At 46.8% G+C, this 16,389-nt stretch carries 18 protein-coding genes and 1 other annotated feature; of the genes, 12 read left to right on the top strand and 6 right to left on the bottom strand.

Annotated features, from left to right (window positions below; genetic code table 11):
• The first annotated feature begins 45 nt into the window (after positions 1-45).
• The 8 genes from murC (at position 46) to motS (ending at position 6,876) form a co-directional block, all read left to right on the top strand.
• Positions 46-1,344, top strand: coding sequence for a UDP-N-acetylmuramate--L-alanine ligase (gene murC / locus JNUCC22_RS13655; RefSeq protein WP_132105508.1), 1,299 nt, complete (start codon positions 46-48; stop codon positions 1,342-1,344).
• Positions 1,345-1,499: 155 nt separating this feature from the next.
• Positions 1,500-1,922, top strand: a complete 423-nt coding sequence (locus JNUCC22_RS13650) for a DUF948 domain-containing protein (RefSeq protein WP_007408777.1) — start codon at positions 1,500-1,502, stop codon at positions 1,920-1,922.
• A 32-nt stretch (positions 1,923-1,954) separates the two neighbouring features.
• Positions 1,955-2,368: a YtxH domain-containing protein gene (locus tag JNUCC22_RS13645; RefSeq protein WP_003152380.1), complete on the top strand. Its 414-nt coding sequence runs from the start codon at positions 1,955-1,957 to the stop codon at positions 2,366-2,368.
• 25 nt (positions 2,369-2,393) lie between these two features.
• Positions 2,394-2,720: a bacillithiol system redox-active protein YtxJ gene (gene ytxJ, locus JNUCC22_RS13640; protein WP_033574218.1), complete on the top strand. Its 327-nt coding sequence runs from the start codon at positions 2,394-2,396 to the stop codon at positions 2,718-2,720.
• 236 nt (positions 2,721-2,956) lie between these two features.
• Positions 2,957-4,033 carry a bifunctional 3-deoxy-7-phosphoheptulonate synthase/chorismate mutase gene (locus tag JNUCC22_RS13635; protein WP_216061809.1) on the top strand — a complete coding sequence of 359 codons (1,077 nt, stop codon included), beginning with the start codon at positions 2,957-2,959 and terminating at the stop codon, positions 4,031-4,033.
• Positions 4,034-4,311: 278 nt separating this feature from the next.
• A complete protein-coding gene (gene ccpA / locus JNUCC22_RS13630; protein ID WP_003152385.1) occupies positions 4,312-5,316 on the top strand; it encodes a catabolite control protein A in 1,005 nt (334 codons plus the stop codon).
• A 68-nt stretch (positions 5,317-5,384) separates the two neighbouring features.
• The gene (gene motP, locus JNUCC22_RS13625; RefSeq protein ID WP_216061808.1) at positions 5,385-6,200 is read left to right on the top strand and encodes a flagellar motor protein MotP; all 816 of its coding nucleotides are present in this window, start codon (positions 5,385-5,387) and stop codon (positions 6,198-6,200) included.
• Entirely contained in the window at positions 6,190-6,876 is a 687-nt protein-coding gene (gene motS / locus JNUCC22_RS13620; protein WP_216061807.1) for a flagellar motor protein MotS, read from the top strand. Before motP ends, motS begins: the two co-directional genes overlap by 11 nt.
• Before the next feature lie 9 nt (positions 6,877-6,885).
• Here the strand turns inward: motS and JNUCC22_RS13615 are convergent, their stop codons facing one another.
• The 3 genes from JNUCC22_RS13615 to JNUCC22_RS13605 are packed head-to-tail and all read right to left on the bottom strand — an operon-like array spanning position 6,886 to position 9,350.
• Complete coding sequence (locus JNUCC22_RS13615) at positions 6,886-8,052, bottom strand: acetoin utilization protein AcuC (RefSeq protein WP_216062331.1); 1,167 nt, start codon at positions 8,050-8,052, stop codon at positions 6,886-6,888.
• Positions 8,049-8,693, bottom strand: a complete 645-nt coding sequence (locus JNUCC22_RS13610) for an acetoin utilization AcuB family protein (RefSeq protein WP_216061806.1) — start codon at positions 8,691-8,693, stop codon at positions 8,049-8,051. Before JNUCC22_RS13610 ends, JNUCC22_RS13615 begins: the two co-directional genes overlap by 4 nt.
• Positions 8,694-8,717: 24 nt before the next feature.
• Positions 8,718-9,350: a GNAT family N-acetyltransferase gene (locus JNUCC22_RS13605; protein WP_216061805.1), complete on the bottom strand. Its 633-nt coding sequence runs from the start codon at positions 9,348-9,350 to the stop codon at positions 8,718-8,720.
• Positions 9,351-9,508: 158 nt separating this feature from the next.
• Between JNUCC22_RS13605 and acsA the strand changes: the two genes are divergently transcribed.
• From acsA to JNUCC22_RS19645, 3 genes are all read left to right on the top strand, one after another.
• Positions 9,509-11,227 carry an acetate--CoA ligase gene (gene acsA, locus JNUCC22_RS13600; RefSeq protein ID WP_216061804.1) on the top strand — a complete coding sequence of 573 codons (1,719 nt, stop codon included), beginning with the start codon at positions 9,509-9,511 and terminating at the stop codon, positions 11,225-11,227.
• Positions 11,228-11,280: 53 nt separating this feature from the next.
• Positions 11,281-11,513, top strand: a binding site (T-box leader).
• Between the two features lie 50 nt (positions 11,514-11,563).
• Complete coding sequence (gene tyrS, locus JNUCC22_RS13595; protein ID WP_007613147.1) at positions 11,564-12,829, top strand: tyrosine--tRNA ligase; 1,266 nt, start codon at positions 11,564-11,566, stop codon at positions 12,827-12,829.
• A gap of 119 nt (positions 12,830-12,948) precedes the next feature.
• Entirely contained in the window at positions 12,949-13,074 is a 126-nt protein-coding gene (locus JNUCC22_RS19645; protein WP_007408768.1) for a small protein SR7P, read from the top strand.
• 40 nt (positions 13,075-13,114) lie between these two features.
• Here JNUCC22_RS19645 and JNUCC22_RS13590 read toward each other — a convergent pair whose 3' ends face one another.
• The 3 genes from JNUCC22_RS13590 to JNUCC22_RS13580 form a co-directional block, all read right to left on the bottom strand.
• The gene (locus tag JNUCC22_RS13590) at positions 13,115-13,438 is read right to left on the bottom strand and encodes an AzlD domain-containing protein (protein ID WP_216061803.1); all 324 of its coding nucleotides are present in this window, start codon (positions 13,436-13,438) and stop codon (positions 13,115-13,117) included.
• Positions 13,435-14,166: an AzlC family ABC transporter permease gene (locus JNUCC22_RS13585; protein ID WP_038464177.1), complete on the bottom strand. Its 732-nt coding sequence runs from the start codon at positions 14,164-14,166 to the stop codon at positions 13,435-13,437. Before JNUCC22_RS13585 ends, JNUCC22_RS13590 begins: the two co-directional genes overlap by 4 nt.
• 72 nt (positions 14,167-14,238) lie before the next feature.
• Positions 14,239-15,045 carry a TrmB family transcriptional regulator gene (locus JNUCC22_RS13580; RefSeq protein ID WP_007408765.1) on the bottom strand — a complete coding sequence of 269 codons (807 nt, stop codon included), beginning with the start codon at positions 15,043-15,045 and terminating at the stop codon, positions 14,239-14,241.
• A gap of 222 nt (positions 15,046-15,267) precedes the next feature.
• Between JNUCC22_RS13580 and JNUCC22_RS13575 the strand changes: the two genes are divergently transcribed.
• Positions 15,268-16,137 carry a cation diffusion facilitator family transporter gene (locus JNUCC22_RS13575; protein ID WP_007408764.1) on the top strand — a complete coding sequence of 290 codons (870 nt, stop codon included), beginning with the start codon at positions 15,268-15,270 and terminating at the stop codon, positions 16,135-16,137.
• The last annotated feature ends 252 nt before the right edge of the window (positions 16,138-16,389 follow it).

Here is a 16,389-nt window from a genome sequence, read left to right as displayed (position 1 = left end):
CGTCATATACTGGGGAACAGATAGACGTTTGTTGGAGGTACGATTATGACTGTTTATCATTTTGTTGGAATAAAAGGGACAGGTATGAGCCCGCTTGCTCAAATCCTGCATGATACAGGGTATCAGGTGCAGGGATCGGATATCGAGAAGCAGATTTTCACTCAGGCTGCCCTTGAAAAAAGAAATATCCCGATCTATCCGTTCAGCGCCGATAACATCAAACCCGGCTTAACGGTAATCGCCGGAAACGCATTCCCTGATTCTCATCCGGAAATCGCAAAGGCGCTCGCTGAAGGGATTCCTGTCATCAGATATCATAAATTTTTAGCTGAATATATGAAAAAATACACAAGTGTCGCGGTAACGGGCGCACACGGCAAGACGTCCACAACGGGCCTCTTGGCACACGTGATGCAGCAGGCGAAGCCGACTTCGTTTCTTATCGGGGACGGAACGGGCAGAGGAAATGAAAGCAGCGAATACTTTGTATTTGAAGCCTGCGAGTACCGCCGTCATTTCTTAAGCTATCAGCCTGATTATGCGATTATGACGAATATTGATTTTGACCACCCTGATTATTTCGCCAACATTGACGATGTGTTTGATGCTTTCCAAAACATGGCGCTTCAAGTCAACAAAGGCATCATTGCCTGCGGTGATGACGAGTACCTGCCGAAAATTCACGCCAATGTGCCTGTCGTTTATTACGGCACGGGAGAAGAAAATGATTTTCAAGCGAGAAACATCGTAAAAAATACGGAAGGCACGACATTTGACGTCTTTGTCCGCAATACGTTTTACGATACGTTCTACATCCCGGCATACGGGCATCACAATGTCCTCAATTCCTTAGCGGTTATTGCAATCTGCCACTATGAAGAGATAGACGTGAACATGATTAAGCTCGGGCTTGAATCATTCGGCGGCGTCAAACGCAGATTCAATGAAAAAGTGATCGGCAGCCAGGTATTGATCGACGACTACGCCCACCATCCGACTGAAATCAAAGTCACGATTGAGGCGGCGCGCCAAAAATATCCCGAACGTGAAATTATCGCGGTATTTCAGCCGCATACGTTTACACGGACGCAATCATTCCTTGATGAATTCGCAGAAAGTTTAAGCGCGGCCGATCGCGTGTATCTGTGCGACATTTTCGGCTCTGCCCGCGAGAACGTCGGCAAGCTCACGATCACGGATCTTCAGGAAAAAATCGATAACTCAGAACTCATTGAAGAAAATGACACATCCGTGTTAAAAGCGCATGAAGGCGCAGTGCTGATCTTCATGGGCGCCGGAGACATTCAAAAATATATGAGAGCCTATGAAAACGTCATAGCGTAACGAAAAAGCAGTGGGGCTCTCACTGCTTTTTTGCGCGTGCTGCAAAGGGATTTACCGAGAAACGGAGAAATAGTATACATACAGATCTTTCATATATGTTTATCATTTTAAGAATTGGGTATATACCACTATATCCTGCATTAAGGAGGTATTAGATGATCATCATTCTTTACTTAAGCGTCGCACTCATTGCCGTTGCATTTCTCATCCTCGTCATCTATCTGTCCAAAACATTAAAGTCCGTGCAGATGACTTTAACAAACGTTGCCTCGACTTTAGACGGCCTTGAAGGGCAGATGAAAGGCATTACCGCAGAGACAACCGAGCTGTTACATAAGACAAACCGTCTCGCGGAAGACATTCAGGAAAAATCAGAGAAATTAAATACGGTTGTCCATGCTGTCCAGGAAGTGGGAACTTCCGTCCAGCAGTTTAATACATCCATAAAGCAGGCAGCAGGTTCCGTTACGGCCTCTGTAAGAGAGAATCAGGATAAGATCAGTCAGGTTGTCACCTGGAGCCAGGCCGCTATGGAAATATGGGACAAGTGGAAGCAAAAGAAAAAAACATCGCTTTAATCATAAGAAAAATCCACTAAGGAGGAATCATAATGAGCAAAGATGGAATCAATAGTAAGGATTTTTTAATCGGAACGCTGATCGGGGGAATTATCGGCGCGACAACGGCGTTGTTTCTGGCGCCTAAATCAGGTAAGGAGCTGCGCGACGATCTCGGCAGTCAGGCTTCTGCGTTAAAGGATAAGACGGACAGAATGACGGCCGACGCGAAAGAAAAAGGCTCTCAATATGTCAGCATCGCCAAAGACAAAACATCTAATATCACCCAGCTGGTAGCTGATCAGTCAGGCCAGATTATGAATAAAGTGAAGGATTTAAAAGACCGTTCTAAGAGCACACTAACCGAGAAAGCCGAAGAGACGAGAAGCGAAATGCAGGACACGGCCCAAAGCATCAAGGCCGAAGCGGAAGACGCCGGGGAAAAAGCCGGTCAGGCAAATCGCTGATCTTCAATAAGGAGAGATAACCGACATGACAAAACAGCTGATATCGTCTGAAGAAGAGTTCAAAAATGCCGTTGAGAAAGAAAACAAGCTCGTGTTTTTGAAACACAGCACAACCTGCCCGATCAGCCAAGCCGCGTTTCAGGAGTTTGACGCCTTTGCATCGGCGCATTCGGAAGTGCCTTCTTATTACCTGCAGGTGCAGGACAGCCGGCCGCTTTCAAACTATATCGCCGAGACATACGGCGTGAAACATGAAAGCCCGCAAGTATTCGTCATTGCAAACGGCGAAGTGAAATGGCACGCGTCTCATTCACAAATCACAAAAAACGCAATAGAGCAGCACCTTTCATAATTGCTGGCCGCCGGTTGATACCGGCGGTTTTTTTTTTGAAAAAAACTATTGATCATTTCAGCCGGATCATGTAGGATATCAATATATACCGCTTCAACGCATAAAAGCTTAAAAGCGTTTTGGTGATAAAGCCGAATGTGAAAAAATTTATTATTTCATATTCCTATTTTCGCATAACTGTAGTAAGATGCATGTTAACCATTAAAATAAAACATAGCATAGAAGGGATGAAAAAGATGAGCAACAAGGAATTAGAGAGCCTAAGACAGCAGGCAGACGCACTAAACTTAGAAATCCTTAAATTAATCAATGAACGCGGAGCCGTTGTAAAAGAAATCGGTAAAGCAAAGGAAGCACAGGGTGTCAACCGATTTGACCCTGTCAGAGAGCGTACAATGCTTAACCGCATAATTGAAAGCAATGACGGCCCATTTGAAAACTCAACGATCCAGCATATTTTCAAAGAAATTTTCAAAGCCGGACTTGAACTTCAAGAAGAGGATCACAGCAAAGCGTTGCTCGTCTCCCGGAAGAAAAAAGCAGAAGATACGATCGTTGACATTAAAGGCGAAAAAATCGGTGACGGCGATCAGAGATTCATCGTCGGACCTTGTGCCGTAGAAAGCTATGAGCAGGTTGCCAAAGTAGCGGCCGCAGCGAAAAAACAAGGCATTAAAATCCTGCGCGGGGGCGCGTTTAAACCCCGCACAAGTCCGTATGATTTCCAAGGTCTCGGCGTTGAAGGCCTGCAAATTCTTAAACGCGTCGCTGATGAATATGACCTCGCGGTGATCAGTGAAATCGTAACGCCCGCCCACATTGAGCAAGCGATTGATTACATTGACGTCATTCAGATCGGCGCGCGGAACATGCAAAACTTTGAATTGCTGAAAGCCGCCGGTTCCGTTAAAAAGCCGGTATTGTTAAAACGCGGTCTTGCCGCAACAATTTCAGAGTTCATCAATGCAGCTGAATACATCATGTCACAAGGAAACGACCAAATCATTCTTTGTGAGCGCGGTATCAGAACGTACGAAACGGCAACGAGAAACACACTCGACATTTCTGCCGTGCCGATTTTGAAACAGGAAACTCACTTGCCGGTGTTTGTTGACGTCACACATTCAACAGGCCGCCGCGATCTCCTGCTTCCGACAGCAAAAGCGGCGCTTGCGATCGGCGCTGACGGCGTGATGGCCGAAGTTCACCCTGATCCTTCCGTTGCCCTTTCAGACTCTGCGCAGCAGATGGATATACCTGAATTCGAGAAATGGCTGAACGAATTAAAGCCAATGCTGAAAGTAAAAGCATAATACAACGTCCCGCTCTTTAAAGGCCGCCACGCGCGGCTTTTTTTCGTATCTTCATTTTATTTAATTATAAAATGAAAGTGAACGTTTTCATCACTGGGAAAAACGTGTATAATTTCATGAGAGATATTTAAATTTGATGAATAATGAAAAATAATGTACACTACTGACTTACGCTTACAATCATAAACGACAGAATGCGAAATCGTACGACATTTCTTTACATAAAGTGTTTATGCTATAGATAAGGATAAGTGTATCCAGTAAAAGGAGTGGTTTCAGTGAGCAACATTACGATATACGATGTGGCCAGAGAAGCAAATGTCAGTATGGCGACTGTTTCCCGCGTCGTGAACGGCAACCCGAATGTAAAACCGACGACCAGAAAAAAAGTATTGGAAGCCATTGACCGGCTCGGCTACCGCCCGAACGCGGTGGCAAGAGGGCTTGCAAGCAAAAAAACGACAACGGTCGGCGTCATCATCCCTGATATCTCAAGCATTTTCTACTCTGAACTTGCGCGTGGAATTGAAGATATCGCGACGATGTACAAATATAATATTATTTTAAGCAACTCGGACCAAAATCTTGAGAAAGAACTGCATCTGTTAAATACGATGCTTGGCAAACAAGTGGACGGTATCGTATTTATGGGCGGCAACATTACGGACGAGCATGTCGAAGAATTTAAGCGCTCTCCTGTGCCGATCGTCTTGGCGGCGTCAGTGGAAGAACAGGGCGAGACGCCTTCTGTCGCCATTGATTATGAACAGGCGATTTATGATGCCGTTAAGCTTTTCATTGATAAAGGGCATCGCGATATTGCATTCGTCTCCGGACCGATGCAAGAGCCGATCAACCGTTCGAAAAAACTGCAAGGGTACAAACGGGCGCTTGAAGAAGCGGCGATTCCGTTTAACGAGCAATTCGTAGCGGAAGGCGATTACACCTATGATTCCGGTATGGAGGCGCTTCAAAGCTTGATGGGCCTTGACCGGAAACCGACGGCGATTCTTTCTGCGACGGATGAAATGGCCCTCGGCATTATCCATGCGGCCCAAGATCAAGGTCTTTCGATACCTGATGATCTTGATATTATCGGTTTTGACAATACGAGATTGAGCCTGATGGTCCGCCCTCAGCTTTCAACAGTCGTGCAGCCTACGTACGATATCGGCGCTGTGGCGATGAGACTTTTGACAAAACTGATGAACAAAGAGCCGGTTGAAGAGCATATCGTCGAATTGCCTCACCGCATCGAATTAAGACAATCAACCAAGTCATAAAAAAACGGAAAAGCAAGCTTCACTCTGAGGGGTGGAATCTTGCTTTTTTACTTGAGTAAGGAGAAGATATGAAACGTTTTGATTATCTGACGCCCGTTGGCTTTATGTTAGGCTGTATTATTGTCGCAATCGGTATTCTGTCAGGGACGGGACTGGAGGGAATCAGTTCATTTTTAGATCTGACTTCTTTTTTAATCGTCACAGGCGGCCTTGCTGCGGCGATCTTTATCAGCTTTCCGCCGAGGGATTTAAAGAAAACCCCTTCTGTTCTGAAACAGGTATTCTCCCGTCAGGATGACAATGTGAAAGAGCTTGTCAGAGTATTTGTCAGCCTTTCGGAGCAGGCGCGCAGGCAGGGGCTTCTGTCTCTGGATGACCAGGCGCGTGAGATCAAGGATCCGTTTTTAAAAAAAGGGCTTTTGCTTGCGATTGACGGCTGGGACGAGGAAACGATCCGGCTGGTGATGGATTCTGAAATCGCCGCGATGGAAGAAAGACACAGAAAAGGAAGACGCGTTTTTGAAAAAGCCGGTGATTTCGCACCCGCCTGGGGAATGATCGGGACGCTCGTCGGACTCGTTCTCATGCTCAAAAACTTAAATGACCCGCATACCCTCGGACCGAACATGGCCGTTGCGCTATTGACGACACTGTACGGAGCGCTGCTTGCCAACTTGGTGTTTATCCCAATCGCGGCAAAGCTTGAAGAAAAAACAGAAAGTGAAATTTTCATCAAACAGGTCATGATCGAAGGGGTTGTCGGCATCCAATCGGGCAAAAATCCCCGCAACCTCGAAAGTCAGCTCGTCGTCTTCAGCTCAAGAGAAGACTGGCGTAAAGGACAGCCTGCGAACAAGAAAAAGGGCGCTGTCCATGAAGCTTAGAAAAGAGCGTTTTGAAAGAAAAAAACCGGAACATTCCGGCGGTTCACCGAGATGGATGGTGACGTTCGCTGACTTGATCACGCTCATTCTCGTGTTCTTTATATTGCTTTTTTCGATGTCGCAAATAGACACGGAAAAATTTCAATCTGCCGTTTCATCGATTCATACAAACGGCAGCGGGAGTGAACCGGCGTCATCAGACAAAGCAAACGAAAATAAAGAACAGGATTTGCTGTTACAAAACGTGAAGACATACATAAAAGCGCATCATTTGAGTTCGAAATTGACGGCGAAGCGCGATGAGCGCGGAGTGGTTCTTGTGCTGCAGGAGGCCGTTCTGTTTCAGACAGGAAAAGCGGATGTGCTGAAAAACGCCGAGCCGGTTCTGCATCAGATCGCGGTGCTTTTAAAAACAATTCCGAATGACATACAGGTAGAAGGCCATACGGACAGCCGCCGGATTTCCACCTATCAATTTCCGTCAAATTGGGAGCTGTCGTCTGCAAGAGCAGCGAGTGTGATCCGGTATTTTACCGCGAATGAAGACTTTTCCGCCAAACGGTTTATCTCTGCCGGGTATGCGGATACGAAACCTGTGAAGGACAACAAAAGTCCCGGACATATGAAAGAAAACCGCCGTGTAGAAATTGTGATCAAAAAAACGACCTCCTCATAAGGTCGTTTTTTATTTTGTTTTATACCGCTGCTCAGATCGGATGGCAAAAAGTGCTTTTTCCACGGTTTGGGCATTTTTTTCTGAAATTTCTTCTTTGCGGGGAATCGGAGGATATAGTTGTTCAGGATCACTCCAAAAAGCGGGCAACGTGCAGGGAGAGTGCTTCTGCCATTTATCAATCCATTTCTGCGGTATGCGCTCCCCGGGATCAATCCCTTTCATCTCAAGCCAAATGCGGCTCCATGCTCTCGGGACGACTCTCCAAATATCGTATCCGCCGCCGCCGACCGCGATCCATCTGCCGCTGCAATATTGATGGGCTAATGAATGAGCGAGCCGCGGGATCTCCTGATAAATGGAGATTGTATTGGACAGGTGTGTCAATGGGTCGTAATAATGGGCGTCGGCACCGTTTTGGGTAAGAATCACATCCGGCTTAAAAAAAGCCGCGATTTCTGAGGCGGCCGTATTGTAAGCGTGCAGAAAGGAATCGTCCTCTGTGAAAGCATCCAGCGGAATGTTAAAAGAATAGCCGTAGCCTTGCCCGCTTCCTTTTTCCAGTACCTGTCCCGTCCCGGGAAATAAATAACGCCCGGTCTCGTGAAAAGAAACAGTGCAGACATCAGACCTGTCATAAAACGTAAATTGAACGCCGTCGCCGTGATGGGCGTCTGTATCAATGTATAGCACTTTTGCCCCGTAGTTCTTCTGGATGTATTGGATGGCCACGGCGCTGTCATTATAGATACAAAAGCCTGAGGCCCTGCCGCGGAAGCCGTGGTGAAGGCCGCCTCCTAAATTGCAGGCGTGTCTAGCTTGTCCCGTCATGACATAATCAGCCGCCGTTAAGGTGCCGCCCACCAGAAGTGACGCGGCTTCATGCATGCCGGCAAAAACGGGGGTGTCTTCCGTTCCGAGACCGTAGCTTTCTCCTTCTGCGGCAGGGAGCCGGCCCGCACCCGCTAGTTCCACCGCCTGTATATAATCCTCCGTATGAACGAGAGCCAGCTCTTCTTTAGCGGCCGTGCGCGGTGTGACGATTTCTCCTTCGTCAAACGCATCCGCCGCCTGAAGCAGATCGTATGTTAAAAGCACGCGACGCTGATTGAACGGATGTTCCTGATGAAATTGATACGTCTGATAAGAAGGCGAGTAAACAAAAACGCTGTCTCTCATGGCTGATCCCTCAAATGTTTCGGCCATAAGACATTGTATCCGGCTTCATGAACGGCACGGATAAAAGGGAGCGGATTCATCGTCTTCACCCGGAAGACGAGAATGTTCGACCCGGCGGAATCATGGGGATAGACGAGCACGCTCAGGATTTGCAGCTGAAGATCACGGCACATGCAGCTGAGATCAGCAAGGCTTTTTGTCATATCCGTCACCAGGATTTCCACCTGTGATCCCGGCTGGCCTGCGCCTGTCAGGCTGACGAAAGTCCGGAGCACGTCGGTTTTCGTTAAAATGCCCGTCAGCTTATGGTTTACCGTAATCGGCAGACAGCCGATGCCGTGCTCATAAAAGGAAGCGGATATTTCTTCCACAAAGTCAAGCGGATGAGCGCAGATGACATTCCGCTTCATAATGGTCTCCACTTTGTTTGTCAGAAATGCGCCGCGTTCCTTTTGTTCAAAGCTGCCGGGGCCGGCCTGTTTAATGTCTCTGTCTGTGACAATACCGATGACGTGCAGCTCGTCGTCGATGACAGGGAGATGGCGGATATGATATACCTTCATTTTACGGACGGCTGTTTCAATGGAGTCGTGTTTTGAGACGGTGATGACGTCCCGTTTCATGATTTGTTCTGCAATCATCTTTTTATCCCCTTTGTATGTCAGTCAATACATAAATCGCTGATAAAAACGAAGCCTGTCGAACTGTTCAATTGACTCCTGACTGACGTGCCTGCCGATGCGGGCCATCAGACAATTGGCCGGGTGAGAGCTGATTTCCGGTTCATCCGTTGCGAACCAGACAAGACCCCCGGCATTCATCATCTTTTCCATGATTTTTCTGTATTCCCACACATCTTTTTTCATTCCTTTTAAATCCCAATGCCAGTAATATTCCGTCGTCATGATGATGTACCGTTCCATCTGTTCATCCATCATGCTGACTGTCAGCAACGTTTTTCCGACAGAACAGCCCCTGTAGCCGGGAGCGACCTCGATCGCCCCGAGTTCAAGGAGGTCTTCCATATTTCCGTCAGACCACCGTTCAAGCGGATCAGGATATAAATACGTCACATAGCCGATAATCGTCTGTCCGTCCCTGGCGATAATGATCCGACCTTCAGGAAGCCCGGCGATCTCGATTAACGCTTTGTGCTGTTCATGAGGAAGGCGAAAGGCTGTCAGGCCTTCATGAAACTCATACTGTGCTAGGTCCTCTGGAGGTACGGGCCCTTCTACTAAAAGAGGGCCGACTGCTGTCTGAATTAATGAAGAATGGTACGTTTTATGATGTTTCACTGATTCACCGCCTGTCGGTTCTTAATAAAAACACATCTCTCTTAAGCATAACAAAATATAAAGCGTTTTCAATAGTGTTGTAATTTATATTTTAAAAATTGAGAAAACTGTGAACATCTACTATAATTAGTCTATAGATAAGCAAAGGGGGATGTTGCATGAATTTGAAAGCGTTGCCGGCGGAAAAGGGGAATTATCATCTGCGAAATTATGAGGAAACGTACCGCAGCTTCGATTGGAAAGAGGTCGAAGCGGAGTTTTCCTGGCATCAGACGGGGAAGCTGAATGCGGCGTACGAAGCGATTGACCGTCATGCCGAATCATTTCGAAAAAACAAAGTAGCGCTATATTACAAGGACGCAAACCGGGATGAAAAATACACATTTAAAGAAATGATGGAGGAATCGAACCGGGCGGGAAATGTACTGAGACGGTATGGAAACGTGGAAAAAGGGGACCGCGTTTTTATTTTCATGCCGCGTTCGCCGGAGCTTTACTTTATCATGCTCGGCGCAATTAAAATCGGTGCGATCGCCGGTCCTTTATTTGAAGCATTTATGGAAGGCGCCGTCAAAGACCGCCTCTTGAACAGCCAGGCAAAGGTTGTCGTGACGACACCTGAACTGGCCGAACGGATTCCGGCGGACAGCCTGCCCGACCTCGAGCATATTTTCATTGTCGGCGGCAGCAAAGAAACGGGAGATAAAATCATTCATTATGATAAAGCGGCTGAGGGAGAAAGCACGAGACTTGATATTGAATGGATGGACAGAAGAGACGGCTACCTGCTTCACTACACATCAGGATCTACCGGAACGCCTAAAGGTGTGCTCCACGTTCATGAAGCCATGATTCAGCAATACCAGACCGGCAAGTGGGTGCTTGATCTTAAAGAAGACGATATTTACTGGTGCACTGCGGACCCGGGCTGGGTGACCGGGACGGTGTACGGGATATTTGCGCCGTGGCTGAACGGAGCGGCGAATGTGATCGTCGGCGGCAGATTCAGTCCGGAAAACTGGTACGGCACGATTGAGAAGCTCGGTGTCAGCGTCTGGTACAGCGCTCCGACGGCTTTCAGAATGCTTATGGGCGCCGGAGATGAAATGGCATCCAGATTTGACCTTACTTCACTTCGTCACGTCCTGAGTGTCGGAGAACCTTTGAACCCCGAGGTCATCAAGTGGGGACATAAAGTATTCGGCAAGCGCATCCACGACACGTGGTGGATGACAGAAACGGGCGGACAGCTCATTTGCAATTATCCTTGCATGGAGATCAAGCCGGGTTCAATGGGGAAACCGATTCCGGGAGTGGAAGCGGCGATCGTTGACAATCAGGGAAATGAGCTTCCGCCGTACCGAATGGGAAATCTCGCCATTAAAAAGGGCTGGCCGTCGATGATGGATTCCATTTGGAACAACAAAGAGAAATATGATTCTTATTTCATGCCGGGCGGCTGGTATGTTTCCGGAGATTCTGCTTATATGGATGAAGATGGTTATTTCTGGTTCCAAGGCAGAGTCGATGATGTCATCATGACATCCGGCGAGCGCGTCGGCCCGTTTGAAGTCGAAAGCAAACTTGTTGAACATCCGGCGATTGCCGAAGCCGGCGTCATCGGAAAGCCGGACCCTGTCCGGGGAGAAATTATTAAAGCGTTTATCGCGCTCAGAGAAGGGCATGAGCCATCCGATCAGCTGAAGGAGGACATTCGCCTCTTTGTAAAACAGGGGCTTGCCGCGCATGCCGCACCGCGGGAAATTGAATTCAAAGATAAACTTCCGAAAACACGGAGCGGAAAAATCATGAGACGTGTGCTGAAGGCGTGGGAGCTGAACCTGCCGGCAGGCGACCTGTCCACAATGGAAGATTAAACACGGCGTTGACATCGTATCTTATTTATGTTAAAAATGAGTAAGCTTCATACGAAAAGGTTTTGATTGAGACAAGTAGGGTATCTGATTGTTCAAGAGAGCTGATGGCCGGTGAAAATCAGCACATAAGATATGCCGAATACACTCATGAACTGCTTTTGCGAACAAAGCCATTCCAAGGCTTTCAGTAGTGAAAGAACGGACACGGTCCGTTATCAAAAAGAGTGATAAAAGCTTTTTTATGCTTTTATTAGTAGGGTGGTACCGCGATTATATCGTCCCTTCGTTTAAAACGAAGGGGCGTTTTTTATTTTCATAAACAAAGGAGCAGACAAAATGACTAACTTATTAGAGGATTTATCATTCCGCGGCTTAATCCAGCAAATGACGGATGAAGAAGGACTGAATAAACAGCTGAACGAAGAAAAAATCCGTTTATACTCAGGGTTTGACCCGACGGCTGACAGCCTGCACATCGGACACCTTCTGCCGATATTGACACTGCGCCGTTTCCAGCTTGCAGGCCACCATCCGATTGCGCTTGTAGGCGGCGCGACGGGACTGATCGGCGATCCGAGCGGCAAAAAAGCGGAACGTACGTTAAATACTCAGGATATCGTTGTCGAATGGTCGCAAAAAATTAAAAATCAGCTTTCCCGATTTTTAGATTTCGAGGCCGGAGAAAACCCCGCTGTCATAGCGAACAACTTTGACTGGATCGGAAAGCTGAGCATTATTGAATTTCTTCGTGACGTCGGAAAGAACTTCGGAATTAACTACATGCTTGCGAAAGATACCGTAAGCTCAAGAATTGAAACCGGGATTTCTTACACGGAATTCAGCTACATGATCCTGCAATCCTACGATTTTCTGAATCTGTACAGAGAAAAGAACTGCAAACTCCAAATTGGAGGCAGTGACCAGTGGGGCAACATCACGGCCGGTCTTGAACTGATCAGAAAATCAGAAGAAGAAGGGGCGAAAGCTTTCGGTCTTACCATTCCGCTCGTCACAAAAGCTGACGGCACGAAGTTCGGCAAAACGGAAGGCGGAGCCATTTGGCTTGATAAAGAAAAAACATCGCCGTACGAATTCTACCAGTTCTGGATCAATACAGATGACCGCGACGTCGTCAAATACTTAAAATACTTCACTTTCTTATCAAAAGAGGAAATTGAAGCTTATGCTGAAAAAACGGAGACGGCTCCTGAGAAAAGAGAAGCGCAGAAACGTCTCGCTGAAGAGGTGACTGTTCTTGTACACGGCCGCGAAGCGCTTGAGCAGGCCGTTCATATCTCCCAGGCGCTGTTCAGCGGCAATATTAAAGAGCTTTCCGCTCAAGACGTCAAGGTAGGATTTAAAGATGTACCTTCGTTTGAAAAAGACCGCTCTGAAGAACTGTCTTTAGTAGACGTGCTTGTGGAATCTAAATTGTCGCCTTCAAAACGGCAGGCCCGCGAAGACATTCAAAACGGAGCTGTTTACATTAACGGCGAGCGCCAGACGGACATCGGGCATCTTCTGACTGCGGAAGACCGCATTGAAGATCAATTTACCGTACTGCGCCGCGGAAAGAAAAAATACTTCCTGATCACGTACTGAAAATAAAAAGCAGTCCGGCCGCTCAATGCGGCAGGCTGCTTTTTTATGTTTTGTGAATACTGCACGGGGAAATGAGTACAGTACATAGTATAAGCAAAACAGGGAAGGGGTGCTGCGCCGTGAATTTCATGTTTACCATCGCAAAAGAAAGATTGCAGCGGGATCATTGGGAACAGCAGCAAAGCATAAACGCCGAAGCCAAAGCCGAGGAATCAGAGACGGAAGAAGAAAATCCGACATCATAAAGGGAAAGCCTCCATTCTGCGGAATGGAGGCTTTTGATTGTCACCATATCAGCCTGACGGCGGCCATCAGCAAGACTCCTGTGATGACCGTGATGGATAAGCTTTTTGTCCGCATCGCGCAAAGCAATGTCGGGATAAGAACGATCATTGCTTTCCAATCAAAGGTCAAAGCGCTGTTTGTTTTCACAATCATGCTTTCCGTTACCAGAGCCGTCAAAATGCAAAGCGGAATAAAGGAGAGCCATTTTAAAGCCAATTCAGGCATCTGAATGTTCCGGACAAATATAAACGGAACAATGCGCGGCACAAGTGTAACAATCATGCAGCCGAGTATAATCCAGATCATTTGTGTGCTGATGCTCATTTGTCAGTCACCACCCCGATCGTTGCCACAATCACGGTTGAGGCGATGACCGCGATGTGTGACGGGACGAAATACGATAACAAGACCATGAAAATGATCATATAGAGAATTAAGGAGAGGCTGTGCTTCAGCTTTTCCGAAGCGGACGACTGCAATTGCAGCACAAGCAGCGCCGCAAACATAGCGGGCAAAGCAAAGTCCAGGCCGAGCGCGTAAGGATCAGATATCCATTGTCCGAGAAGCCCGCCCATCACGCAGGAAATAACCCAGCACATGTAAGCGGTTATATTGAGGCCGTTCATCCACTTATCGTATAACCTGCCGTTCTGAGCCGCTTTGTTCACTGCTACGCCGAAAGATTCGTCAGTAAGCAAAGCCCCGAAGCCGATATTTTTCGCCAAAGAGTATTTCGTGAAATACGGCGCGATGGTCAGGCTCAGCAGAAGGTGCCGCAGATTGACGATAAACGTCGTTAAAATAATGGCGGAAATCGGACTCCCGGAAACAAGGAGCGAGCAAATAATAAATTGGGCGGCGCCGGCATAGACACACAAAGATAACAAACAAATTTCAAGAATGCTTAGATGAGAGGCAACGCCAACGATGCCGAAAGCAAAACCGATGCTCATATAGCCCAGCAGCGTAGGCACACAATCCCGCACCCCCTGTAAAAACGTATCGTTCATTTCCCGGGAAACGGCGGTTTTTTGCACTTCTGTGTTAATCATTTTTTATACTCCTTTCATAGAGATTATAATGATAACGACTAATGAAAAAATCAAAGAAAATACGGTTCACATTTATATGAACCGATTTCCGGTGACGACATGAAATAACGAATGGTTTTGTTTCATCAGGCCTTCAACTTTCTCAGCCCCTACTTCTTTCACAAGCTCCGCGAACATCAGATCGTGTCTCATATATTCCATGGCCACGAGAACGAGAGCGGGATCTTCTGATTTAATGGCCCAGGCATTCGTCTGCGGAGAAAAATTGGCGATTAAGACTTCTTTATTATCGCGGGCAGCTATCGTTAATCTTCCGCCCATCCGTTTCTCCGCCACTTCAGGAGACATATTATGATTTGTCGTATTTCCGAGCTTCACTTCCGGAGGGCCGAACACAATCGAAAAGACGGGCAATTGTTCGGCGGCGCGTTTGTTAGCGGCTTCTTGAATAAAGGGAATCTGCTGTTCCCAGACAGACAGCCACAACTCTTCCTCGGCTTTTTCAATCATATCCTTCATCTCATTGATGACATGATCATTTGTGCTGATGCGGCGGATGACATTCATCTCCTGCTCGCTTTCCAGCGCCAATAACTTTTCCTCAAGGTAGCCGAATGAGCTCTCGAAATCGTGCCGGAGCCGGTCGATTAATTCTTTTCCGGCCAGCGGGGCATATGTAACAGGATCAGACGGCACAATATGGACAGCGCCTTTATCAACTAATTTCCCCAATACCTCATAGATCATTGAGCGGGGAACGCCTGACCTTTTGCTGATTTCATATCCGGTAACAGGCGAGTGTTTCAACAAGCCGATATATGCTTTACATTCATATTGAGAAAATCCAAATTTCTGTAATTCTTTCAGAACATCCTCCATAAGCATCCTCCGTAGTGGTTATTCATGAAACTACTATAATGTAAGCGGTTATATCTTGTCAATGGGACTTGAGTGCTGAAAGAAAGGTGCGCCCGTTTTGTCGCTTTCCAACTTAGTTTATGGTGAGTTACATGTATGGCTTTTGTGAAAAACGTTGCCGTAGACCCACACGAATGCTGTTTGATACGATAAATTCAAGAAGTAAAAAAGAGGAGGATCACGGTGGAAAACACCTCTAAAATCGCTTTTTTATCGGTTATAAGCAATTCCCTGGTCGTCATGCTCAAAATAGTGGTGGGGATAATAACCGGATCTGTCGCGATACTTTCTGAAGCCATCCATTCTTTTTTAGATTTGATCGCCGCCTTCATTGCCTTTATCTCCGTCAGGATTTCAAAAAAGCCGGCTGATACAGGGCATCCGTACGGTCATGGAAAAGTCGAGAATCTGTCGGGGACTATCGAGACGATTCTGATTTTTGCGGCAGGGATTTGGATGATATATGAATGCGTTCAAAAACTGGTCAACCCCGCGCCGGTTCATCTGCCTGTATTGGGAATTGTTGTGATGCTTGCGGGGGCTCTCATTAATTTGATCGTTTCGAAGTTCGTAAAAAGAGAAGCCGAAAAGGTTAATTCCGTGGCAATGAAATCAAATGCCCTGCATTTACTGACTGACGTGTACACATCATTAGGCGTAGCGGCAAGCCTTTTGGTCGTTACCTTAACGGAGTGGTACATACTTGATCCCATTATAGGTATGGTGCTGGCGGTGTATATCATATATGAAGCGTTTAAGTTAATGAAAGAAGCATTCCCGCCGCTGATTGATACCCGTTTGTCGGAAGAGGAAGAAAAAACAATTTTAAAGATTATTGAAACATTTCAACAGGAATTTATTGAAATTCACGATTTTCGTACAAGGCGCTCCGGCCCGCAGGAGTATATTGATTTTCACCTGGTCGTAGCCTCTCACGTGACGATTAAAGACGTGCATGACCTGTGTGACCGCATTGAAAGAGATATTACGAATGAATTCAAACAAGCACAGGTAATGATTCACCCCGAGCCGGAGAGCGAGAGGAAGAAATAAATCGATCTTAAGTTTGCTTTTGTTCCCGGCAAAATGTCTGCAAAAGGCCCGTTCCCACGGGTCTTTTTGTTGTATAAATGACTATTTCTCGCTCATATGAGAGATAAGCTTATACACGTGAGGGGTTCATTTCATACGTTATGTTGTAAAGAAAAAGGGAGGTGAACAGAATGAACGCTATTTCTGTTAAAGAAATTGAACATGGAGTTGCCGTTGCGGAAAGAGAAGGTTTAGGGGAGTATTTATACCAAG

This window comes from Bacillus sp. JNUCC-22, assembly GCF_018861275.1.
Lineage (GTDB): Bacteria > Bacillota > Bacilli > Bacillales > Bacillaceae > Bacillus > Bacillus velezensis.
The sequence above is the reverse complement of the archived record's forward strand: the minus strand, read 5'-3'. Positions and strand labels throughout refer to the sequence as shown.